This is a genomic window from Vibrio tapetis subsp. tapetis (assembly GCF_900233005.1).
GTDB lineage: Bacteria > Pseudomonadota > Gammaproteobacteria > Enterobacterales > Vibrionaceae > Vibrio > Vibrio tapetis.
This window is the reverse complement of sequence record NZ_LT960611.1, coordinates 3005635-3028312: the sequence shown is the minus strand read 5'-3', so window position 1 is coordinate 3028312 and position 22678 is coordinate 3005635. Positions and strand designations below refer to the sequence as shown.

Here is a 22678-nt window from a genome sequence, read left to right as displayed (position 1 = left end):
ATGGTAACAATGGCCTCTAGGAGGCCATTATTTAGTCAGCAATGCCTCCTAGAGTTAGCTTCGTTGGGTCAAGAAGGTGAGATAATTCTTCTCTAGATAGGGTGGTTTCTTCTATTGCAACATCGAGAACAGGCCTGCCTTCTTTATAAGCTTTCTTAGCAATTTCTGCCGCTTTTAAATAGCCAATCACAGGGTTCAGTGCGGTAACTAAGATGGGGTTCTTTGATAACGCCAAATTTAAGTTATCTTGTTTTACCTTGAAGGTTGCTATTGCTTTATCCGCCAGTGCGGTTGAGCTATTAGAAAGCAACTCAATACTTTCTAATATATTGTGAGCAATGACAGGTAGCATTACGTTTAGCTGGAAGTTGCCTGATTGACCAGCGATAGTAATGGTCATGTCATTGCCAATTACTTGTGCTGCAGCCATTGCTGCCGCTTCGGGGATCACCGGGTTTACTTTGCCAGGCATAATAGATGATCCTGGCTGCAAGGGCTGCAGTTCGATCTCACCAAGCCCCGCGAGTGGCCCTGAGTTCATCCAACGAAGATCGTTTGAGATTTTCATTATGGCTACTGCGGCGGTTTTTAGTTGACCCGAAAGAGCGACGATTGAATCTTGACTACTTAGGTTAAAAAAGAAGTTGTCACTGGCTGATAAACGAAGTTTCGTTACTTGTGACAAATTATCTGCAAATTTGTTAGCGAAGCGAGGATCTGCGTTGATTCCAGTTCCGACCGCGGTTCCGCCTTGGGCGAGCGCTCGTACAGAATGAAGGCTATGTTCAATTCCGCGTTTTGCGTGCTCAATTTGGTACTGCCACCCACCCAGTTCTTGCGAGAATGTGATAGGCATGGCATCCATTAGATGAGTACGGCCCGTTTTGACTACGTCAGAGAGTGACGATTTTTTTTCCTCTAATACCTGAGATAAATGATCTAAGGCTGGTAGTAATGATGATTCAGCGGTCATAACCACACTGAGTTGAATGGCGGTTGGCACAACGTCATTACTACTTTGTCCCATATTGACATGATCATTGGGGTTGACTTCACCTCCGAGTTGAACGGAAGCAAGAGTTGCAATTACTTCATTGATGTTCATGTTGGAACTGGTACCAGAACCTGTTTGAAATACATCAATTGGAAAGTGTTCTAAGTGATTGCCATCAATAATTTCTTGGCTGGCATCAAAAATGGCTTCAGCAATATCACCTTCTAATAATCCGAGCTCTGCATTGGTGCTTGCTGCGGCTTGTTTAATGTAAGCCAGTGCTTTAATAAAGCTTATTGGCATTGTGTGCGAGCTAAATGAAAAATTGTCGATGGCCCGCTGTGTCTGGGCTTGGTAGAGGGCATTTTTAGGTACATGGACATCACCCATACTGTCTTTTTCTAGTCTGAATTTTTGTTTCATGTTGCTTCCTATTTAATCGCCAAATGGTGCTTGGACGAGTTGTAGTGCTTGTTGCACGTTAAGAAATTTCTCTGGACCATCAACCTGTTGGTAATAATGGCGCTTTAAATGAAATAGAGGTGAGTGAATTGAGTTTAAGCATATTTGCCTAAAAATTAGACTGCGGTTAGGCGTTTCAATAGCGTTAATCAAATGAAAGAAAACTTGGCGCAAGTGCAATTCGCATAGAAGAAGATTTTCATTTTTTGCTTGATGTTCAAAATATGAAGCTAGTGTAAGTCCGCAATGGATGTATTCTTGAATGACATCGGGTTCCGAACCTACAGAAAGGGAAAGAGCTAAAAATCGATCCTGTGCTTTATAAAACATTGAATAGAGAGTTTGTTGTTCTTCCATAAATCACCTTTTACGCATTGTAATGATAATTATTATCGTTTGGTGAGTAAAAAACAACCTCTAAAAAAAGAAAAGCCGATGCTTATCGCATCGGCTTTTTTGTTTGCCCAGCGAAGCTGGCAAACCCATTAGGCTGAAAGAAGCCTAAATCACCCTGATTGAGGGGAAGATAATCCGAATCGCAAGGGCGTTGCTGGCCAACGGCAGGGTTTGAAGGAAGCGATAGGAAGTTAACAGTACACAACGAAAGTGAACCTGATTCGGCAATTTAGGTGGGTAAGCGTGCAAAATAGCGTGAAGCCCGATACTCAATCAGACCTAGATTGTGCTTGAGGGTGGCATTGTTAACAGGGAGCCAGTGCAGTAACTGGGGAAGCCTGACACCACATCCGAGCAAACGTCGGAAGCATAAACTCAAGGCGAGAGCCAAGATCTATGTTGGTGCGAGGTGGCAGATGAATCCGTAGTAGTGAGTAAAGCTCGGCCGGTGAAGCCCAGTAATGGTGTGGAGGATAAAACTGAGCTGACCATCAGTAACACGTCTGATGGGACAACATTTTGCCAAAAGCAATCTGGTGTTGCGAAGGGATGAAGTACATTTTAAGTCTGTGATGAGCAGATGTTTTTTTTTCAGTGGTATACAAGTTGATTAGCTATCGAGGTATTCCGTCTCGGTCTTTGTGAAAGCAAAGCACTGAAGCGAGAAACCGTACAAGGGAGTAACTCTGACTCACTCTAGTAAATTGCCATTGAGCTAGAAGGCTAGAGAGTGGAGTGAAATACACCAACACTGTGAGAGAGCATTTGTCCCCACACGGCACACAATCTAAAGGAAAAAGTTGAGAGTTTACTACAGTTTATATGGTCACTTGCTCCACAAAGAGCGACTCTATAAAGGATTTAAAAAAGTGTGGGAAGCGAAAGGCGCGGCCGGAATAGATAGGCAGAGCCTAAGCGACTACGCCCAAAATCTGAGTGATAACCTAGATCAACTTCTTCTGGAACTCAAAACCAAGCGATACACCCCTCAACCCGTCAGACGGGTAGAAATACCGAAAGATGATGGTGGGGTGCGATTACTTGGGATCCCAACAGTACGGGATAGAGTTGTCCAACAAGCTCTAAATGATCTATTAACCCCAATCTTCGAAGAGCAGTTTCACCCATCCAGCTTTGGGTATAGACCGAATCGAAGTTGTCACGATGCTATAAACAAAGCGACGATGTTCATCCGTCGATACGGAATGCAACACGTCGTAGATATGGACTTATCGAAGTGCTTCGATAAGCTCGATCATGAGCTTATTCTAAAAAGCATTAAGAAACGAGTCACAGACAGTAGCGTACTGGAGCTCATCAAACAGTTCCTGAAAAGTGGCGTAATGGTTGATGGAGAGTGGCAGCATACCGAGATAGGTAGTCCGCAAGGTGGAGTAATAAGCCCACTGATAGCGAACATCTATCTGGATGCGTTTGATCAAGAGATGCGAAAGCGAGGACATCGAATAGTCCGTTATGCCGACGACATACTGATCTTCTGTCGCAGCCGTAAAGGTGCAGAAAATGCGCAAGTACAGGCAACGAAGGTCCTGGAAAAACAGCTCAAGTTAACGGTGAACGAAACCAAATCACACATAGCGCACAGCGGCGAAGGTGTGAAATTCCTTGGAATAGAAATCGGTAGCCATTATAGCCGTATTCAGCCAAAGAAAATGTCGACGTTCAAAGGAAAGTTGAAGCGAGTGACAAGACGCAATGGCGGTAAGCCATTGTTAGAAGTCATTAAACAACTGAATCCACTTCTGAGAGGGTTCAGCCAGTACTTTCGAATAGCGAATGCCAACAGGGAGTTTAAGAAACTGGCCGCGTGGTTAAGGCGAAGACTTCGCAGCGTCCAATTACGATTATGGAAAAAACCGACCCGACTCCACCGCAGGCTAAGACAGCTAGGTTACGAAGGGTCATTCAGGTATATCTGTATGGATAGTTGGAGAAATGCTGCGAGTCCATTAGCCAGTTACTCGATGCCAAATCAATGGTTTAACGACCTTGGATTAGTGAATCTTGAACACGTTAGGACAGGATATGTGTTCAGCCATTATGCTGAATGGAAATGTGCATGAGCCGTATACGAGGTCCGTACGTACGGTTCTGTGAGAGGGATGAGGCGGAGACGCCTCACCCTACTCGATGTGAGGGTTAATCCCTACAACTAATCCGCACTATTAATGGTCGTGAGCTTCGCCCGAACCTTTAGGGTAACGAATAGACTCAACCATCTCTTGTACGTCTTCTGGTACTTCAGCAGTAAATTTGTTCACAACAATCGATACTACAAAGTTCAAACACATACCTAGTGTACCAATGCCTTCTGGGCTGATACCAAACCACCAGTTTTCAGGTGAGCTTGCTGCTGGGTTAATGAACTTGAAGTAGATGATGTAACTTGCTGTGAAGGCAATACCACTCAACATACCGGCAATTGCACCTTCCTTGTTCATCTTCTTATAGAAGATACCGAGGATGATAGCGGGGAAGAAGGATGCTGCGGCTAAGCCGAAGGCAAACGCCACCACTTGTGCTACAAAGCCTGGAGGGTTGATACCTAAGTAACCCGCACCAACAATCGCAACCATCGCAGCCAAACGTGCGGCTAGCAGTTCTTGTTTATCTGTCATGTTCGGTCTGAAGCCTTTCTTCAGTAAGTCATGAGAAATAGAGGTTGAGATTACCAATAGAAGACCTGCCGCTGTTGATAGTGCAGCAGCTAAGCCACCGGCTGCCAATAGAGCAACTACCCAGTTAGGAAGTTTCGCAAGCTCAGGTGATGCCAGTACGATGATGTCACGGTTGATTTTCATCTCATTGCGTTCATCGCCAGAGTAGAACATCTTGCCATCGCCGTTTTTATCTTCCCAGCCAACAAGACCGGTGCTTTCCCAGTTCTGGTACCAGCTTGGTGCGTTTTCAGCAGACACACCTTTCATGTCTGGTCCGTTGATGGTTTCAATCATATTCACTCGAGCAAACGCTGCAACACCAGGTGCTGTTGTGTATAGCAAAGAGATGAACAGCAGTGCCCAACCCGCTGAGATACGAGCATCACGTACACGTGGTACCGTGAAGAAACGAATAATTACGTGTGGCAGACCCGCAGTACCAACCATAAGAGCGGCACAGATGAAGAAGACATCCACCATGCTCTTGTTACCTTCGGTATAGGCGGTGAATCCAAGTTCTTCGGTTAAACCATCAAGTTTATCCAGTAGATAGACATCGGTGCCCGTTAGGGTTGAACCCATGCCAACTTGTGGAAGTGGGTTACCTGTCATCATGATAGAGGTAAAGATTGCTGGTACAAGGAAAGCGAAAATGAGAACACAGAATTGAGCTACCTGCGTATAAGTGATGCCTTTCATGCCACCAAGCACTGCGTAGAAGAACACAATACCCATACCAATGATGATGCCGAGGTTAATGTCGACTTCTAGGAAGCGAGAGAATACAACACCAACACCACGCATTTGGCCGGCAACGTATGTGAACGAGACGAAGATCGCACAGAATACCGCAACCATACGTGCTGTTCGGGAGTAGTAACGCTCACCGATAAAATCTGGCACGGTGAATTGGCCAAATTTACGTAAGTAAGGTGCTAAACAAAGAGCAAGCAGTACATAACCGCCCGTCCAACCCATTAGGTATACCGCACCGTCGTAACCAACGAATGAGATGATACCGGCCATGGAGATGAAAGAAGCCGCCGACATCCAGTCAGCAGCGGTTGCCATGCCATTGGCGACAGGGTGAACACCACCGCCTGCAACATAGAATTCACTGGTTGATCCAGCACGAGCCCAGATTGCGATGCCGATATACAGTGCAAATGTAATACCGACGAGAATAAACGTCCAAGTTTGAATATCCATTTCTTTAGCCTCTTAATCTTCCTGTACGTTGTATTTTTTGTCGAGCGCATTCATGCGAGCAACGTAAATAAAGATCAGGGCAACGAAGGTGTATATCGAGCCTTGCTGTGCAAACCAGAATCCCAGTTTGAAACCACCAAACTGAATCGTATTCAGTGCGTCGACAAATAAAATGCCTGCCCCGTACGAGACGATGAACCAGACTGCTAATAGTGAGCCCATGATCCCTAGATTTTCTTTCCAGTACGCCTGTGCATGTTCCGTTGATTCGAACGCCATTGCATTCTCCTTTCGCTATAGGTCGTGTTAATCAGATGTTACATGATTAACACTATCAGGCTTGTGTCTAGAGATCTTTTCAACTTTAGTCGGGGCGTCAAAAACAAAAAACGCCCGTAAAATGGGCGTTTAGAGGGGTTAGGTCTGTGAAGTGTGATGTTAATTTAATGTTAACTTAGCCAAAGGTCTAAGATTACATGTAGAAATCTTTGATCCCTAGCAGTAAATTGTTGACCGCGACAGCCGCAAGTATTAGCCCCATCACTCTACTGATGATCGCTGCCCCTACATTTCCGATGACTTTTTGTATATGCGTTGCGCCCAATAGCAGTAATAGCGTTATGAGCAGAACACCAAGCATTACAGCGGCGGTGATGGACTGTTCGACTAAGGCGTAGCGATTGTTGTCGGTTAGCATGACAATTGCCATCATGGCACCGGGTGAGGCAATGGATGGAATCGCCAATGGATAAACCGCGAGATTGGCTAAATCGGATCGAGTTATCTCTTCTGCCATTTTCTGTTCTTGTTCAGGTTTGCTTTCCCCAAAAATCATAGACAGGGCAAAAAGTAGCAAAACTAAACCGCCAGCGGCTTGGAAGGCTGGTAACGGGATCTGCATTGCTTCTAACACAAGTTGTCCGGCGACTAAGAAAAATAGTAATACACCAGCAGAGATAGCAATGGCTTTTAATGCCACTAATCGGCGCTGTTTTTGTGTGAGGTGGTGGGTTTGAGAAAGATAAACTGGAACGGATCCAATCGGGTCAATAACTGCCCATAGGACGATAAATTGGGTAATGATAATACTGAGCACAAGGGCCTCCCAGAGTTTGAATTAACAGAGGGATAATTAACTAACATTAAATACGTCAGTTAAGTAATCGGTGAGTTTACCACTTAACTGAGTATCGTGTGTAAGAGCAATGTAAGCGCTTATTGCTCAGGTTCTAGTTGCTGCAACAATATGACGGCTTGAGTGCGATTTTTAACGTCAAGTTTACGAAATATGGCAGTCATATGGGCTTTGATCGTCGCTTCAGAGACATGCAGTTCATAAGCAATTTGCTTGTTCAGCAAGCCATCGGAAAGCATGCCAAGCACGCGGTATTGCTGAGGTGTCAGGGCTGCTATTTTTTGTGATAAATCGTTGCATGCTTGATTGTTGGTGATCATGCCTTCAGGGAAGAAGGGTTCTCCTCCAAGTACTTGATTAAGTGCGGCGACGAGCTCTCGCATGTCGCTAGATTTCGGGATAAAGCCAAATGCACCATGGCTTTTAACTTGCGTTACCACACTGGCATCTTCACTGGCTGACACCACAACAATAGGTAAGTCGGGGTATTCTGCTCGCAAGTGAATTAAGCCCGATAGCCCATTTGCGCCAGGCATTTTAAGATCGAGAAGCAATAGATCGGGTTCCTGATCTTTTTTAAGGAGTGAAAGTAATGCATCGAGTGAATCGGCTTCCAACAAGTTTGCACCACTGATCGCCATGTGCACAGACTGAAATAAAGCATTGCGAAAAAGCGGATGATCGTCGGCAATGATGATGGTGTAGGTCGAATCCATGACGTTATACACTCTTTAAATATTAGTTAAATTGAGTATAAACATTCGCCAGCATAAGCAACAACTACTATGGGGCTATTGGTTGATTTTTCTTTCTAAAATGTGAATGGGTAGAGTGTATTCGATGAAATGAGGCGCGCGATAGCCATGCATTTTTATAGGTTGGATATTCATTAATAAGACAAGAAAGAGACCGCCATTCGGTCTCTTTCTTGAAGGAGGAACTAGAACGTATTTATGTGTTCTAGAAACGGCTCTGCTTTCATAAATCCGGTTAGCCTTTTTTCCGCCATGTAATTTCCATTGGCGTCCCAAAAATCGATCGTCGGTAAGCCAAGTACCTTGAGCTCTTTCAGCAATTGTATGTCTTGGCTTTGATTTTTGGTGACATCGGCTTGAAGTAAAATAAAGTCGGCCAGTTTTAGAGAAACCTTTTCGTCATGAAAGGTGTATTTTTCAAACTCCTTGCAGGCGACACACCAGTCGGCATAAAAGTCGAGCATAACCGGTTTACCTACTTGCTTAGCTCGTAGCAGTTCAGCTTCAAGCTCCGCAATGTTATTCACTCGGATAAATTGTGGTTGAGCGACTTGGTGTGAAGCTTTGGGCGGCGCTATCCAGTGATTGAGAATCGGTAATGAAGAAGCAACCAGACCAAGTACCGCAACGATGCCGATGACGCTTTGTTTCCAACCACCAAAGGGTAAGGGGTTTTTGGCATGGTATAGCCAACCAAAAGCCACTAGGCCAAGGGCTGACCATAACATTTGAGACCACAACTCGGGCAAAATGCGCTCTAATAAGAAAATTGGCGCGGCAAGCAGAATAAATCCGAACACAATTTTAACTTTGTCCATCCAGCCACCAGCTTTAGGAAGGAGCTTATTCCCGAAAACAGCAACCGCAATGAGCGGGACACCCATCCCTATCGCGAGAGCATATAAAGCAACCCCACCTGTGAGCATGTCGCCACTTTGTGCAACGTAAAGCAAAGCACCAGATAAGGGAGCCGTTGTGCATGGAGAGCAAACCAATCCAGAAATTGCACCCATAGCGAACACACCCGCATTATTGCCACCCTGTTGTTGGTTACTTAGCTGGTTGAGCTTGGTTTGCAGAGTGCTTGGTAGCTGTAAGGTGTATACGCCAAACATTGACAGCGCCAGTACCACGAATAAAACACTTAATCCGACTAAGACATATGGGTGTTGCATGGCGGCCTGAAACTGCAAACCGGCAGAGGCCACGACTAAGCCCAGTAAGGTGTAAGTGAGCGCCATACCTTGCACATAAATAAAAGATAACGTCAGCGCTCTACGATGATTGAGCTTGCCACTGCCGAGTACAATACTGGTTAAAATAGGGTACATAGGGAGAACACATGGCGTGAAAGCTAAACCAATACCCAGACCAAAGAACAACAGTGGCGTCCACCAATTATTGGCCAGTTTATCGGTAAAGGTGTCTGTTTGAAGAGGGCGACTTTGTTTGTTGTTGTCATCATTTAGCTGCGTTGATGACTGCTTACCCTGTTGCGCAGGTTTGGCTACTTGTTGTTTTTCAGTACTTAATGATTCACCGTTACCGATTAAAGAAAGTGGAACCTTAATGATTTCTGGTGGGTAACAAAATCCGGCTTTTGCGCAGCCTTGATATCGGACGGTCAGTTCACCATTTTCGGCTACATCGCTAAGTGAAACCGTTGCCAAAAGTGGGGTCGTGTAGATCTGAACCTTGCCAAAGAACTCATCTTGGTAAGGTTTGCCATCCCGCATTTCAATGCTGTCAATGGTTGCACCAGACGCACTAATGCTGATTTTATCTTGATAAAGGTAATAGCCTTCTTTGACTTGCCAATCTAGTTCAACCTTGTCTGAGTGCTGGATGAAGTTAAAAGGAAAGGCTTCAGAAACCGTTACAAACTGATTGCTGTCTGGTGTGAAGCTTGGTTGGTCATTGTTACCAAATAAAGCCCAAGAAGGGGAAGACCACGTGATCATGGCTATGATCAGTACCGAAAATATTGAGCGCATATCAATTGCTTCGCAGATTAAGTTGAGGCTAGTGTAACTCAATCAGACCTAATAATTGCTCAATAAGTTTCAACCGACATATCAGAAAAACGAAAAAGGGAGCCGAAGCTCCCTTTTATTAATGCCAGCACCTAAGCCGGTATTCGCTAAGGCTGATAGCGATTAAAGAACCATGCCGCCAAAAATAAAGCCTAGCGTAACGGAAGAAGCGATGGTGACGACACCTGGAATAAAGAACGGGTGGTTAAACACGTACTTACCTATGCGAGTTGAACCAGTGTCATCCATTTCTACTGCTGCTAGTAATGTTGGGTAAGTCGGTAGAACGAACAGGGCACTTACTGCGGCAAAAGATGCTACCGCCGTTAACGGTGCAACACCGATCGCTAGTGCTGCAGGCATAAGAGCGACGGTTGTAGCGCCTTGTGAATAGAGCAGCATTGATGCGAAGAACAATACCAGCGCTAACATCCATGGGTAATCAGCCAATAGTGCGCCCGCGACATCTTTAATACTGTCTACATGAGCGTTAACAAAGGTTGAGCCAAGCCATGCAACACCAAGAACACAAACACAGGCTGTCATACCAGAGCGGAAAGTTGCCGCTGTTGGGATTTTTGCCGCATCGATTTTAGTGAACAATACGATGGCCGCCGCTGCCGCTAACATAACCGACATAATGGCTTCATTTCGGCCAAGTGCTGGGTTTTCAATAAGGCCAACAGAACCTGAAATCGCCGCTGCGTAACAAACCACAAAAATGATCGCGGCAATGAAGATAAACGTTGCCCGTTTTGCGGTAGGCAAAATCTCGCGCTTTTCGTCAGTGTTTAATTTAATAAGACCTTGCGCTAAACGTTCTTGATAGATTGGATCATCCTTAAGCTCGCCACCCATGAAGTTCGCGACAAACGCACCTATCATACAAGCGATAAACGTGGTTGGGATACAAACAGCAAGTAAGGTGATGTAGTCAACGCCAAATGGGGCAAGCATGGCAGCAAAAGCAACAACGGCCGCTGAGATAGGCGAAGCAGTAATGGCGATTTGCGAAGCAACAACCGCAATAGAACGAGGGCGAGAAGGACGAACACCTTGGCCTTTTGCTACTTCTGCAATAACGGGTAGTGTTGAAAAGGCAGTGTGCCCAGTACCGGCTAATAAGGTCATAAAGAAGGTGACAATTGGAGCATAAAACGTAATACGTTCAGGGTGCTTTCGTAAAAAGTTTTCGGCGATTTGTACTAACCAATCCATACCACCTGCAACTTGCATCGCAGCAATTGCCGTGATCACAGACATAATGATCAGAATAACATCGACAGGAATAAACGCTTGGCTAGTCGGAACGCCCATAATTAAAGACAGTGCGATAACACCAGCACCACCGGCAAACCCAATACCTATGCCGCCAATTCTGGCTCCTAAAAATATAAAGAGCAGAACAACAAACAGTTCAACAAATACCATAATTACCTCGTCTTCTACATTTTGATTTTAATTCTTGTTGAAATGACAGCGCTGAGGCTCCCATCTCGAAATTTGGATAGATTCTAGGCGGTATAAATGAAAGGTAAAGGTTTAACGCCAAATAAGAATCTAAAAAAGGGCCCAATTCGATTGGACCCTGATCAACAGACTATGCTTCGTAGCGTTTTGCTTTATATTTTGGATGCATTAGGTTTTCAACAGAGAAAATATCGTCTAACTCTTCTTCTGTGAGTAGGCCGCGTTCAAGTACTACTTCACGAACGCTTTTACCTGTTTCAGCACAAATCTTACCTACGATGTCACCTTCGTGGTGGCCAATGTAAGGATTAAGATAAGTAACAATACCGATAGAGTTGAAGACGTGCGCTTCACAGACTTCTTTGTTTACTGTGATGCCGTCGATGCACTTGTCACGCAGGTTAATACAAGCATTAGTAAGAATCGTCATCGATTCAAACATGCTTTGTGCGATAACAGGTTCCATTACATTCAGTTGTAATTGGCCACCTTCTGCGGCAAACGAGATAGTATTGTCGTTGCCTAGAACTTTAAAGCACACTTGGTTAACGACTTCAGGAACGACAGGGTTTACTTTTGCCGGCATGATTGAAGAACCCGCTTGAAGCTCAGGTAAGTTCAGCTCATTTAGGCCAGCGCGTGGACCCGATGAAAGCAGACGTAAGTCGTTACAGATTTTCGACATTTTAACCGCAAGGCGTTTAAGTGCGCCGTGAACCATTACGTAAGCACCACAGTCTGAGGTTGCTTCGATTAAATCTTCAGCTGGCACACACTCTAGGCCTGTTACTTGAGTTAAATGTTTAACGGCAAGTTGTTGATAGCCTTCAGCGGCATTTAGTCCGGTACCAATAGCGGTTGCGCCAAGGTTAACTTCTAGCAGTAATTTCGCTGTGTATTCTAAATTACGAACTTCTTCGTTGAACGTAACCTTCCATGCTCGGAACTCTTGACCTACCGTCATAGGAACAGCGTCTTGAAGCTGGGTTCGGCCCATCTTTAAAACTGTCGCGAATTCTTGTTCTTTGAGTTCGAATGCACCTTTAAGGTATTCAATCGCTTCGATTAGCTTGCTAAGGCTAATGTGAACGGCAATACGGAAACCCGTAGGGTAAGCACAGTTAGTCGACTGGCTCTTATTGACGTGATCATTTGGATTAATGAAGTCGTACTCGCCTTTTGCCTTACCCATTAATTCAAGGGCAACGTTGGCGATCACTTCATTGGTATTCATGTTTACAGAAGTGCCTGCGCCGCCTTGGAATACATCTGACGGGAATTGATCCATGCACTTTCCTGTATCTAGGATCAGATCACAAGCTTCTACGATGTATTTAGCAACGTCTTTAGGCAGTACACCGAGTTCGTTGTTTGCTAGAGCTGCGGCTTTTTTCGTCATGACCATACCGCGAACGAAATCGGGTACATCAGAGATGGTGCTGTTGGAGATATTGAAGTTTTCAATAGCGCGTAGGGTATGAATACCGTAATACGCATCAGCGGGAACGTGACGTTGGCCTAGTAGATCTTCTTCGACGCGAGTCGCAGTATTTAGAGAAGTTTGATTAAGATCTTGAGTCTTAGTCATACTGGGATCCTTAGAATATTATTCTGATAATAAATAGTATTATTAGCCAGTTCTGTTTTTAAGAATCCATTCGTCAGAGTTTTTGGCTGGTAAAATCTCTCCTGACTTCTGGTGCTCATCATAACGAACTGGAGGCATAAAAATAGTAGCTAGATCACCTTTTTGAGTTTATTTTGTGAATATTTGCATGATAATCAAAACACGATCACATCGCGTTTTTTTAAGGCGAAAATTTGTTGTTTGAAGGGCAAAGCAATACACTGGTTACAATGACCTAAGGAGGACTCGTGTTCCCGATTCTATTATTACTATTTATCGCCGTACCCATTATTGAAATCAGTTTGTTTATTCAAGTCGGTGGCGTTTTAGGTATGTGGCCGACCATTGGCCTAGTGATTATTACAGCATTTTTTGGTGCCACGTTGGTGCGCAGCCAAGGTTTGCAAACTCTGATGTCTGTGCAAAGCCGTTTACAGCAAGGTGAGTTGCCTGCTCAACAAATTGTTGAGGGCGTGATGCTAGCGGTTGCCGGAGTCCTGCTGCTTACTCCTGGATTCATGACTGATGTATTTGGCATGACAGTTTTACTTCCAGCGCCACGTGCATGGCTTGCTAAGCAGTTAATGAGCAAAGTGAAAGTAAACAACATGGCTGCGGGTGGTTTTCAGTCTCACAGTCACTTTCAGCAAGGCAACCCTTTTGAACAAGATCCGTTTAATCGTCAAGATAACTATAAAGAGGGTGATACGTTTGAAGGTGAATACCAGAAAAAAGACGACGATGACAACGACAGAAATCGTCTAAATTAAAAGAATACAGAGTTCACCGTGTTCACTAGAACGAAAAAGCAGCCCATTGATGAGGCTGCTTTTTTTGTATTCTTAGTGTGTAACCCGTTTCTGTATTTTTGTGATCGCAGTGAATTTTGGTCTATAACTAGACGGCGTCTTTAAATCCGAGTTGACGCCATGCTTCGAATGCAATGATGGCAACCGCATTAGATAGGTTTAAGCTGCGGCTATCAGGCATCATTGGGATGCGAATGCGCTGTTCCATTGGAAGGCTTTCGATGAAGTCTGCAGGTAAGCCTCTGGTTTCTGGGCCAAACAGTAAAACATCGCCTTCTTGATACTTAGCATCCACATGATGGCCTGTTGTTTTGGTGGTGCAGGCAAACAAGCGGTAATCACCGTCTCGTTGTTCTAAATAATCAACAAACGCAGCAAAATCTTTGTGGCGTTTTACGTGAGTAAGGTCGTGATAATCCAAACCCGCTCTACGTAGTTTCTTCTCTTCCAAATCAAACCCTAGCGGTTCAATAAGATGCAAGTTTGCTCCGCAGTTGGCACTAAGGCGGATAATGTTACCTGTATTGGGTGCGATTTCTGGTTCGAATAAAGCAATATCAAGCATGAGAATGTCATATCTGGTTGGGAAAGTGCGGTCAGTATAGGAGCAAACCCCGAGCGCAAGCAAGGTGAAAACTCGCGCTAGCGGGGCAGATAAAATAGGGTTTAGGTGGTGGGTAGTGTGATCGACACTTGTAAGCCGCCGAGTTGACTCTTGCTCGCAACAATTTGCCCATTATGCTGGCGAATAGCGCTTTCGGTAATGGCAAGCCCCAGTCCCGCGCCGCCAGAGTGGCGGTCTCGAGCGGTCGATACTCGATAAAATGGCCTAAATATGTCGATAAGCTCTTCTTCCGGAACACCATTTCCATCATCTTCAACAACAATGGTGATGTTATCTGATGTATGGTTGAAGCTGATTTGAATCGAATGCTGGCTGTAATGAATGGCATTACGGACAATATTCTCAAGCGCACTCATTAGCAGGCTAGGGTTGCCGCTAATCTGGCAATTAGGCACAGCTTGGTATTGCAGTGTTTTATTGCATTGCTCGGCTTCAAATTGCGCATCGTCTAGCAATGCTCCCCATAGGGCTTGTGCGCTGAGGGTTTCCCTTTCTTGATGACTGTTGACTTGCATTCGAGACAGTTTTAAAAGCTCGCTAATCATTTGCTCTAAACGTTCGGCTTCGGTGTCGATACGTTGTAATTCACTACTGCTGCCTTGTTTTCGTGTGGCTAAGGCATTAGCCATACGTAGACGTGTTAATGGTGAGCGGAGCTCATGTGAAATGTCGGATAGTAGCCGCTGTTGACCCGAAATCATTTGATTTACCGCCAGCACCATTTGGTTGAAACTTGCACCCGCTTGACGAAATTCACTGGGGCCTTTTTCAAGGTTAGGATCAACAACAAACTCGCCTTTTGCGACTCGCTGTGCGGCTTGTTCTAAACGGCGTGCAGGTTGACTCAGAGCCCAAGCGAGCCAAAGTAGCAGTGGGGTGGAAACGGCCATTACAACCAACAATAGTTGGAATGGTCGGTCAAAAAGCTTAATTAAAAAAGAAGGGGGCTGGTTCCACTTGATGGCGCTAAACAGCAGTAAGTCTTGTTTGGCGATTTTGATAGGAAATGGCCCGGCTAACATGATACGGCCATACAGCTTCTGTTTGGGCTGGCTGGTTAAGTCGATGTCAGAGATAAAGTTTTGCACGTAGCGTTTTTGCCTTCCTCTTTCTTGGGTAATGAGATTACCTTCCAAATCGGTCAGGTAGAACTCTGGCCCAGGCTTGTGCTTGTTGTGCTCTTTCATTTGTTGAAGCGTTCTGGTTAGGTTAGGGGCATCGCCATAACGTCGTTCAACGATTTTAGTTATCTTTTCAATTCGCTGTAGGTGATCTTTAGTTATTTGATGAGATTGCCTTGGATCTAAATGTGGAACAGCGAGCACTGCGAACAATACCAGCAACATGGTAAACCAAAAGATAGCGAAGATTCGCCCATATAAGCTAGATATCGTTGGGAGTTTCATTAGCCACCCTCAACTAACAAATAACCACGGCCTCTTAACGTTTTGATACGAGGTTTGTCATCACTACGAAGCGGCAATTTTTTTCTCAAGTTGGAGACATGCATATCAATAGCTCGATCGAAAGGTGCAAGGCGTTTACCTAATACATCTAAACTGAGATTCTCTTTAGTAATGATCTCGCCAGGGTGAGCAACGAAGTGGCTCAGAAGAGCGAATTCTGTGGTGGTGAGGTCAAGTAAATTTTCTGCGTAGTACGCTTCTTGTTTACCTGGATAAAGTACAATTTCTTGGTAGCTTAAGCGGTCAGTTTGTTTGTCTGATTCTGTTATCGACTGGGTACGGCGCAGTATGGCGCGTATACGAGCCAGCAGTTCTCGGTCTGAAAAAGGCTTAGGCAAATAATCATCCGCTCCCAGTTCTAGCCCTATAACGCGATCGATTTCTTCGCCTTTAGCCGTCAACATGAGTACGGGAGTTTGCCAATCTTCGCGCAGCTTTTTTAGCATTTCCATGCCGTTCATTCTCGGCATCATGTTATCAAGTAAGATAAGGTCGGTGTCATTATTGACGGCGGCCAGTCCGGCAATGCCGTCATTGGCTTCCATAACATTGAAACCTTCATAACTAAGAATGTCTTTTAATAAGCTGGTGAGTTCTACATCATCATCAACCAATAGGATATTTGCCATAATCGCCTCTTCTCGTTTCTATTATTAATAATACTCATAAAAGAACGCTGCTCTAGGGCTCTTTACGTATCTTTACGATTCCTAAACACCACTTTACATTGAAAGTCGTAATCTATACTCAACCGCTGTAAAGACAGCAGGTCGATATCAAACTTCTGAGGAAAAGATTATGAAACTAGCTAAAAAAATGGTCATCGCAGCTGCTGTACTTCCTATTGCTTTCGGTTCTGCAAGCGCATTTGCTTTCGGTGGCGGTAAAGGAGGCGACCACAAAGGCGGCAACCACTTCGCTAAAAAATGTGGTGGTATGGATAAACGAGTAATGCGCCAACTAGATTTAACTGACGATCAGAAAGAGCAGTTTAAAGAACTTCGCCAGCAAGGTCGTGAAGCGGGCAAAGGTAAGAATTCAGAAATGTTTGCCAACATGCAAGCCCATCAACAAAAAGTACAAGATCTTGTTTTAGCGGATACCTTTGATGAGCAAGCTGCGCAAACGCTGGCAAACGAAATGGTCACTAAACAAGCTGAACGTCGTGTAAGCATGTTAGAGAAGCAGCATAAAGCGATGAGCATTTTAACCGCAGAGCAAAAAGCTAAGTTTAAAGAGCTACAAGCAGAGCGTATGCAAGATTGCCAAGAACGATTTGAAGAGCGTCAAGATCGTAAATCTGATTCGTAAGCGAGAAAGTACAACGAAGTAATAAACAAGCGGCTTATTAAGCCGCTTGTTTTTATTTATGATCTCACCTTGTGTTACTCACTAGACTTTAAATTGCCCTACCAGTTGGTCTAATCGTTCACACTGTTCAGATAAAGAGTGATAGGCGGTTTCCGCATTGGCGACCAGTCCTACCATTTGGTGGCTGCTTTCAGCAATAGACTGAATGTTACTATTCACGTCTTCACTCACACTGCGTTGTTCGTCTGCCGCGCTAGCAATATGCATATTGAGCTCATTCATTGTGGTGATTGAACCCATGATCGTTTGCAGTGACAGGCCGACTTCCTGAGCTTGAGTTTCCATTTCAGCACTGTTGGTTTGGCTAATCGCCATCACTTTTACTGCTTGCTGAGAGCCGACTTGAAGCTTTTCAATCATGCTTTGTATTTCGCCAGCACTATGTTGTGTTTTACTGGCGAGTGCTCTTACCTCGTCGGCTACTACCGCAAAACCTCGGCCTTGTTCACCTGCTCGTGCTGCTTCAATGGCCGCATTGAGTGCCAATAAATTGGTTTGTTCCGCGACCCCTCGTATAACATCTAAGATAGAAGCGATATTAGTCACGTCATTTTCGAGTGAGTTCACTACGTTCGATGCTTGTTGAAGCTCATTAGCTTGCTCTGAAATAGATTCAATGGTGTGTTGAATGAGCGTATCGGTGGTCCCAGCTTCGCCACTCGCTTGCTGGCTAGATTCGGATGCTGAATTTGCGTTGTCGCTGACCAAGGCGCTGGTGGCACTGAGTTCGTTAACCGCCGTTGCAACGGCATCGCTTTCATGTTGTTGGCTCTGGGCTTTTACCATTACCTGATGAGTAATTTGATTGAACTTGTCCATTTCAAGACGCACGGTCGTGGATGCAGAGATCACATCACTGATCGTGTGTTGGATTTTTTGTGTAAACAGATTGAATGTGCTTGCGAGTTGGCCGAGTTCATCTTTGCTCTCTATCGGTAACCGGGCTGTGAGGTCTCCGTCACCATTGGCAATATCTTCCATTACCGCGTTGATTCGTCGGATTGGTGTCATGATGCTTTTAGTTAATAGCATGGTTAATGCTGCTGCAATGACTAATGCTAATGTACCGCCGACTTCCATTGTGGTTTTCGCATCGTCAATAGCATTAATTTTCAGTACCTCTAAGGCTTTTGCATTTTCATCCATTTGGTCTTTGATGGTTTTTAGGTTTTTCACCAAGGGTGTGAATGTTCGATGCAAGTCGTCGCTCATTTTTTGGTGCGTATTGTTGGCCTGAGCCGGGTTCGTGACAATTTTTTCATTCAACGCTGTCCATTGGTTAAATAACGTGAGCGCAGTATCAAGGTTTGTCTGATGAGAGGCCTCAAGGAATCCGCGATCGATTGCCATTTGTGCGGTAGCGATGCGCTTGTACGTTTTTTTGGTTTCGTCTCTATAAAGGGCAATGTAATTGGCTACTTTGTCTTCTGATGTGGTATTCGCTAAACCTAAAACGGCCACTTCAGCCTGATAAAGATCGCGATAGGCGTCGTCTAGAGCGAGTTGAACCGGTTTGATGTGTTCGCTGTAGTCTAGGTTGTAATTGGCCTGTTTGTTGAAAGCGATGATCGCCGCTGTAAACGTGACAGCAAATAGAGAAATGATCAGCGCGACAGGCAGCGCGATCTTATATTTTAAGCTTAAATTACTAACGAACATAATATGCACACTCTTTCATTTTTTGATCTTGGCAGTGTATCTTATAAATATAATATTCAATATGAAAATAAAGGCTTATAGCGGGCAAGTTTGAAGTGCGTGCTATTTCGTGAAATTTTTACCAGTAGGCATGCCTTTAGAGCTGGCTTCGCTTAAAGCCCTGTTGCGCACGTGACTATAAAATACGCTAAGATTTGGGTTATAATGACTGCAAATTTTAGAAACTTATGACGTTATGAATTCTTCTTATGCTCGCTTAGTAACATTGGCCGCTTGGCTAGCAACAGCCGTTGCAACTATTTTGTTAATAGTGAAAGTAATGGCTTGGTGGGTGACGGGCTCAGTGAGTTTGTTGGCATCGCTAATTGATTCTATTTTAGATATTGCAGCATCTGGTGTGAACTTATTGGCTTTACGTTATGCCTTACAACCGGCGGATAAAGAGCATACGTTTGGTCACGGAAAAGCTGAATCGTTAGCCGCTTTGGCACAGGCGATGTTTATTTCTGGATCCGCTTGCTTCTTGATATTGAACGGTATCGATCGCTTTTTCCGCCCTCATGAACTGCATTCTCCTGAACTCGGAATCTATGTTAGTGCGTTCGCTATTGTATTGACCGGCGCGTTAGTGACGTTTCAAAAGCACGTAGTTAGAAAAACGGGCAGCCAAGCGATCGCCGCTGATTCACTTCATTACCAATCTGACCTTTATATGAATGTTGCCATTATGGTTGCGTTAGGCTTGAGTTGGTATGGGATTGGTCAAGCGGATGCGGTCTTTGCTATAGGTATTGGGGTATTTATTCTTTATAGCGCGTACAAAATGGTCACTGAGGCGATTCAGTCATTGTTGGACAGGCAGTTGCCGGAAGAAGAGCTAACGAAAATTAAAGAGCTCTCTTTGTCAGTGGACGGGGTACTCGGAGTACATCAATTGAGAACGAGAATGTCTGGCCCTGTACGTTTTATTCAGTTGCATCTCGAGCTTGAAGATACGATTCCTTTGATCGAAGCTCATCGTATTTCTGATCAGGTTGAGGTGATTTTGATGGATCATTTTGATCAGGCTGATGTGTTGATTCACCAGGATCCACTGTCTGTGGTGTTAAATACTGAAAAAGAACAGAAGCAAAGTGACTGGTAGTTCGTAATAAAGCACCAATAATTGAGATAAATGGTAAAGAGTTAACCATCTTTTGTTAAAATGACATAAACTCCATTTGTTAGTGATATGAATCAACAAAGTTTGTTAGCATAGTTGTAATACTCTTTCATAAGTAAAAAAATTTCATAAATACGTCGTGCTTACTGTTCATTATGTAATTGTAACACGGCGTTAATAAGCAAAAGATTTCGCCAGTGATGGCAGCTAGAATTAATAATTAAGATTCCCAGAGATCAGAGGGTGAGCATGATTAAGAAGATCGGTGTTTTAACAAGTGGCGGCGATGCCCCAGGTATGAATGCAGCAGTACGTGGTGTGGTTCGCACAGCACTTACTCAAGGCCTTGAAGTATTTGGTGTATATGATGGTTACTTAGGTCTGTATGAAGGTCGTATTGAAAAACTGGATCGCTCTAGTGTTTCTGATGTGATTAATAAAGGCGGTACTTTCCTAGGTTCTGCACGTTTCCCTGAGTTTAAAGAAGTGGAAGTGCGCGAAAAAGCCATTGAGAACTTGCAGAAACACGGTATCGATGCCCTTGTGGTTATCGGTGGTGATGGTTCATACATGGGTGCGAAGAAGTTAACTGAGATGGGTTACCCATGTATCGGACTTCCTGGCACAATCGATAATGACATTGCAGGTACAGATTACACGATCGGTTACTTAACAGCATTGAACACCGTTATTGATGCGATTGACCGTTTACGTGATACATCATCTTCACATCAACGTATTTCTATTGTAGAGATCATGGGTCGTCACTGTGGTGATTTGACACTAATGTCTGCGATTGCAGGTGGTTGTGAGTACATCATCACGCCTGAAAATGGCTTGAACAAAGATGAGTTGATTGCAAGCATCGAAGAAGGCATCACCAAAGGTAAGAAACACGCAATTATTGCGCTTACTGAGCTAATGATGGATGCAAACGAGCTAGCAAAAGATATCGAAGAAGCAACCGGTCGTGAGACTCGTGCTACGGTTCTTGGTCACATTCAACGTGGTGGTCGTCCAACAGCGTTTGACCGTGTTCTCGCTTCTCGCATGGGTAACTACGCTGTACACCTTCTACAAGAAGGTCACGGTGGTCGCTGTGTCGGTATTCAGAAAGAGCAACTTGTTCACCATGACATCATTGATGCTATCGAGAACATGAAACGTCCAGTACGTAATGACCTATACAAAGTTGCTGAAGAGCTTTTCTAAGCCAAATCAACGATTGTAAGTTAGAGATAGAAGCCGCTGATGTTCAGCGGTTTTTTTATGCCAGTACAAATGTATTAACCCAAAGCGCCATCTGTTTCCGTTTTCCGTCTTTTTCTTTTTCCCAAAAAAAAAGACCAGCCTTTCGGCTGGTCTTCATTAATCAGGTAAGCGTGAAATTACGCTTTAGCTTCTGCTGCTGCTTTAGCGATAGCTGCAAAGCTTTTCGCGTCTAGAGCTGCACCGCCAACTAGAGCACCATCGATGTCTGGTTGTGCGAAGTAAGCTGCTGCATTTTCTGGCTTAACAGAACCGCCGTATTGGATGACAACGTTCTTAGCAACTTCTGCATCTTGATCGGCAATGTGAGCACGGATAGCGGCGTGGATGCGTTGTGCATCATCAGCTGTTGCTGCTTTACCAGTACCGATAGCCCAGATTGGTTCGTACGCGATGATTGCGCCGTTAAGAGCTTCAGCACCTTGAGTCTTGATTACAGCGTCAAGTTGACGTGCACATACTGCTACTGTTTCGCCAGCTTCGTTTTGTGCTTCAGACTCACCGATACATAGAACAGGAGTTAGGCCGTTTTCTTTTAGGAAAGCGAATTTCTTAGCAACGAACTCGTCAGACTCAGCGTGGTATTCACGACGCTCAGAGTGACCGATGATGATGTGTGTAGCACCGAAGTCTTTCAGCATTTCTGGAGACATGTCGCCAGTGAAAGCACCTTTGTTGTTTACATCAGTGTTTTGAGCACCAAGGATGATTGCGCTACCCGCGTCAGTCAAAGTGCGCTCAGCTAGGTCGATGTAAAGTGCTGGTGGAGCAACTGCTACGTCCACACCTTTCACGCCTTCAAGCTCAGCGTTAAGTCCATTTAACAGCTCAGTAACCATTTCTTTGCTGCCGTTCAGTTTCCAGTTACCCATAACTACAGGATGACGCATAAGGATCTCTCCAATTTAAGTCGATTAATGTAAAAAACTTCCGTTATGGCGAAAGAATATAACAGATTAATAAGGCAAATACATGACTCGTGTCATTACTTTCATCGTTCTTCTGAAATGATCAGATGAGTTGCAACAAAATTTGTTGCATTGCTTTCAATTGGGTTTTTATTTGCTTAAACGTCGCAGGTGATCCAGATCGCCAAAACACGAGAGCATGGTTTCGAATGTGATGAATTGAGGTATGTTAGCTAGATTTCAACACTCGTGACTCGATGGCGCGAGGTTTATCATTCAAGGAAAGTAGCATGCCCAATTTGGTGATGGAATATTCGAACTCAGTGGAACAGCGCGTTAATGTGCAGGGGCTATTGGAAGATTTACATCAGGCTGCCGTTGAGAGTGGCCTGTTTGATGTTGACTCGATCAAATCGCGCGCATTACGCTGCCATCATTGGATTGTGGGTGATCAGGGTGACAGCGTCGATTTTATCCATATTAGTTTCGAATTACTTTCTGGGCGAAGTGAAGAGCAGAAAAGAGCGCTGTCGCGTCAATTGATTACGGTGTTGCAACAACAGGCCATGTCGGTGCATAGTTTAACTGTGAATATCAGAGACATGGATAAATCGTGTTTTCAAAAAGTTCTTAATTGAGTAAAAGGT

At 44.5% G+C, this 22678-nt stretch carries 20 protein-coding genes; 6 read left to right on the top strand and 14 right to left on the bottom strand.

Annotated features, from left to right (window positions below):
• Positions 1 to 31 precede the first annotated feature (31 nt).
• The gene (locus VTAP4600_RS13535) at positions 32 to 1417 is read right to left on the bottom strand and encodes a class II fumarate hydratase (RefSeq protein WP_102523274.1); all 1386 of its coding nucleotides are present in this window, start codon (positions 1415 to 1417) and stop codon (positions 32 to 34) included.
• 12 nt (positions 1418 to 1429) lie between these two features.
• Entirely contained in the window at positions 1430 to 1813 is a 384-nt protein-coding gene (locus VTAP4600_RS13530) for a hypothetical protein (RefSeq protein WP_102523273.1), read from the bottom strand.
• Positions 1814 to 2652: 839 nt separating this feature from the next.
• Between VTAP4600_RS13530 and ltrA the strand changes: the two genes are divergently transcribed.
• A complete protein-coding gene (ltrA, locus tag VTAP4600_RS13525) occupies positions 2653 to 3936 on the top strand; it encodes a group II intron reverse transcriptase/maturase (protein WP_102523165.1) in 1284 nt (427 codons plus the stop codon).
• A gap of 102 nt (positions 3937 to 4038) precedes the next feature.
• On the opposite strand, the gene VTAP4600_RS13520 is transcribed toward ltrA, so the two are convergent.
• The 7 genes from VTAP4600_RS13520 to aspA form a co-directional block, all read right to left on the bottom strand.
• Positions 4039 to 5742 (bottom strand): sodium:solute symporter family protein, encoded by a 1704-nt coding sequence (locus tag VTAP4600_RS13520; protein WP_102523272.1) that lies wholly within the window; start codon positions 5740 to 5742, stop codon positions 4039 to 4041.
• A gap of 12 nt (positions 5743 to 5754) precedes the next feature.
• Positions 5755 to 6021: a DUF4212 domain-containing protein gene (locus VTAP4600_RS13515; RefSeq protein WP_102523271.1), complete on the bottom strand. Its 267-nt coding sequence runs from the start codon at positions 6019 to 6021 to the stop codon at positions 5755 to 5757.
• Positions 6022 to 6214: 193 nt separating this feature from the next.
• Entirely contained in the window at positions 6215 to 6838 is a 624-nt protein-coding gene (locus VTAP4600_RS13510) for a MarC family protein (protein WP_102523270.1), read from the bottom strand.
• A gap of 119 nt (positions 6839 to 6957) precedes the next feature.
• Positions 6958 to 7593 carry a response regulator gene (locus VTAP4600_RS13505; protein ID WP_102523269.1) on the bottom strand — a complete coding sequence of 212 codons (636 nt, stop codon included), beginning with the start codon at positions 7591 to 7593 and terminating at the stop codon, positions 6958 to 6960.
• A gap of 224 nt (positions 7594 to 7817) precedes the next feature.
• Positions 7818 to 9626: a protein-disulfide reductase DsbD gene (locus tag VTAP4600_RS13500; protein ID WP_102523268.1), complete on the bottom strand. Its 1809-nt coding sequence runs from the start codon at positions 9624 to 9626 to the stop codon at positions 7818 to 7820.
• 162 nt (positions 9627 to 9788) lie between these two features.
• Positions 9789 to 11096 (bottom strand): anaerobic C4-dicarboxylate transporter, encoded by a 1308-nt coding sequence (locus VTAP4600_RS13495; protein ID WP_102523267.1) that lies wholly within the window; start codon positions 11094 to 11096, stop codon positions 9789 to 9791.
• A 169-nt stretch (positions 11097 to 11265) separates the two neighbouring features.
• On the bottom strand, positions 11266 to 12723 hold the full coding sequence (gene aspA / locus VTAP4600_RS13490) for an aspartate ammonia-lyase (protein ID WP_102523266.1): 1458 nt from the start codon (positions 12721 to 12723) through the stop codon (positions 11266 to 11268).
• Positions 12724 to 13010: 287 nt separating this feature from the next.
• On the opposite strand from aspA, the gene VTAP4600_RS13485 reads away from it, so the two are divergent.
• Entirely contained in the window at positions 13011 to 13532 is a 522-nt protein-coding gene (locus VTAP4600_RS13485; RefSeq protein ID WP_102523265.1) for an FxsA family protein, read from the top strand.
• A 127-nt stretch (positions 13533 to 13659) separates the two neighbouring features.
• On the opposite strand, the gene VTAP4600_RS13480 is transcribed toward VTAP4600_RS13485, so the two are convergent.
• The 3 genes from VTAP4600_RS13480 to VTAP4600_RS13470 all read right to left on the bottom strand — a co-directional run bounded on the left by VTAP4600_RS13480 (position 13660) and on the right by VTAP4600_RS13470 (position 16291).
• Complete coding sequence (locus VTAP4600_RS13480) at positions 13660 to 14136, bottom strand: tRNA (cytidine(34)-2'-O)-methyltransferase (protein ID WP_102523264.1); 477 nt, start codon at positions 14134 to 14136, stop codon at positions 13660 to 13662.
• Between the two features lie 101 nt (positions 14137 to 14237).
• Positions 14238 to 15602: an envelope stress sensor histidine kinase CpxA gene (gene cpxA, locus VTAP4600_RS13475; RefSeq protein WP_102523263.1), complete on the bottom strand. Its 1365-nt coding sequence runs from the start codon at positions 15600 to 15602 to the stop codon at positions 14238 to 14240.
• Entirely contained in the window at positions 15602 to 16291 is a 690-nt protein-coding gene (locus VTAP4600_RS13470; protein WP_102523262.1) for a response regulator, read from the bottom strand. The genes cpxA and VTAP4600_RS13470 overlap by 1 nt, the downstream gene beginning before the upstream one ends.
• A 169-nt stretch (positions 16292 to 16460) precedes the next feature.
• Between VTAP4600_RS13470 and VTAP4600_RS13465 the strand changes: the two genes are divergently transcribed.
• The gene (locus tag VTAP4600_RS13465; RefSeq protein WP_102523261.1) at positions 16461 to 16973 is read left to right on the top strand and encodes a CpxP family protein; all 513 of its coding nucleotides are present in this window, start codon (positions 16461 to 16463) and stop codon (positions 16971 to 16973) included.
• 81 nt (positions 16974 to 17054) lie between these two features.
• Here VTAP4600_RS13465 and VTAP4600_RS13460 read toward each other — a convergent pair whose 3' ends face one another.
• Positions 17055 to 18692 carry a methyl-accepting chemotaxis protein gene (locus VTAP4600_RS13460; RefSeq protein ID WP_102523260.1) on the bottom strand — a complete coding sequence of 546 codons (1638 nt, stop codon included), beginning with the start codon at positions 18690 to 18692 and terminating at the stop codon, positions 17055 to 17057.
• Positions 18693 to 18927: 235 nt separating this feature from the next.
• Between VTAP4600_RS13460 and fieF the strand changes: the two genes are divergently transcribed.
• Positions 18928 to 19836: a CDF family cation-efflux transporter FieF gene (gene fieF / locus VTAP4600_RS13455; RefSeq protein ID WP_102523259.1), complete on the top strand. Its 909-nt coding sequence runs from the start codon at positions 18928 to 18930 to the stop codon at positions 19834 to 19836.
• Between the two features lie 267 nt (positions 19837 to 20103).
• A complete protein-coding gene (gene pfkA / locus VTAP4600_RS13450; protein ID WP_102523258.1) occupies positions 20104 to 21066 on the top strand; it encodes a 6-phosphofructokinase in 963 nt (320 codons plus the stop codon).
• 176 nt (positions 21067 to 21242) lie between these two features.
• Here the strand turns inward: pfkA and tpiA are convergent, their stop codons facing one another.
• Positions 21243 to 22013, bottom strand: coding sequence for a triose-phosphate isomerase (tpiA, locus tag VTAP4600_RS13445; RefSeq protein ID WP_102523257.1), 771 nt, complete (start codon positions 22011 to 22013; stop codon positions 21243 to 21245).
• A 308-nt stretch (positions 22014 to 22321) separates the two neighbouring features.
• Between tpiA and VTAP4600_RS13440 the strand changes: the two genes are divergently transcribed.
• Positions 22322 to 22669, top strand: coding sequence for a 5-carboxymethyl-2-hydroxymuconate Delta-isomerase (locus VTAP4600_RS13440; RefSeq protein ID WP_102523256.1), 348 nt, complete (start codon positions 22322 to 22324; stop codon positions 22667 to 22669).
• Positions 22670 to 22678: the final 9 nt, after the last annotated feature.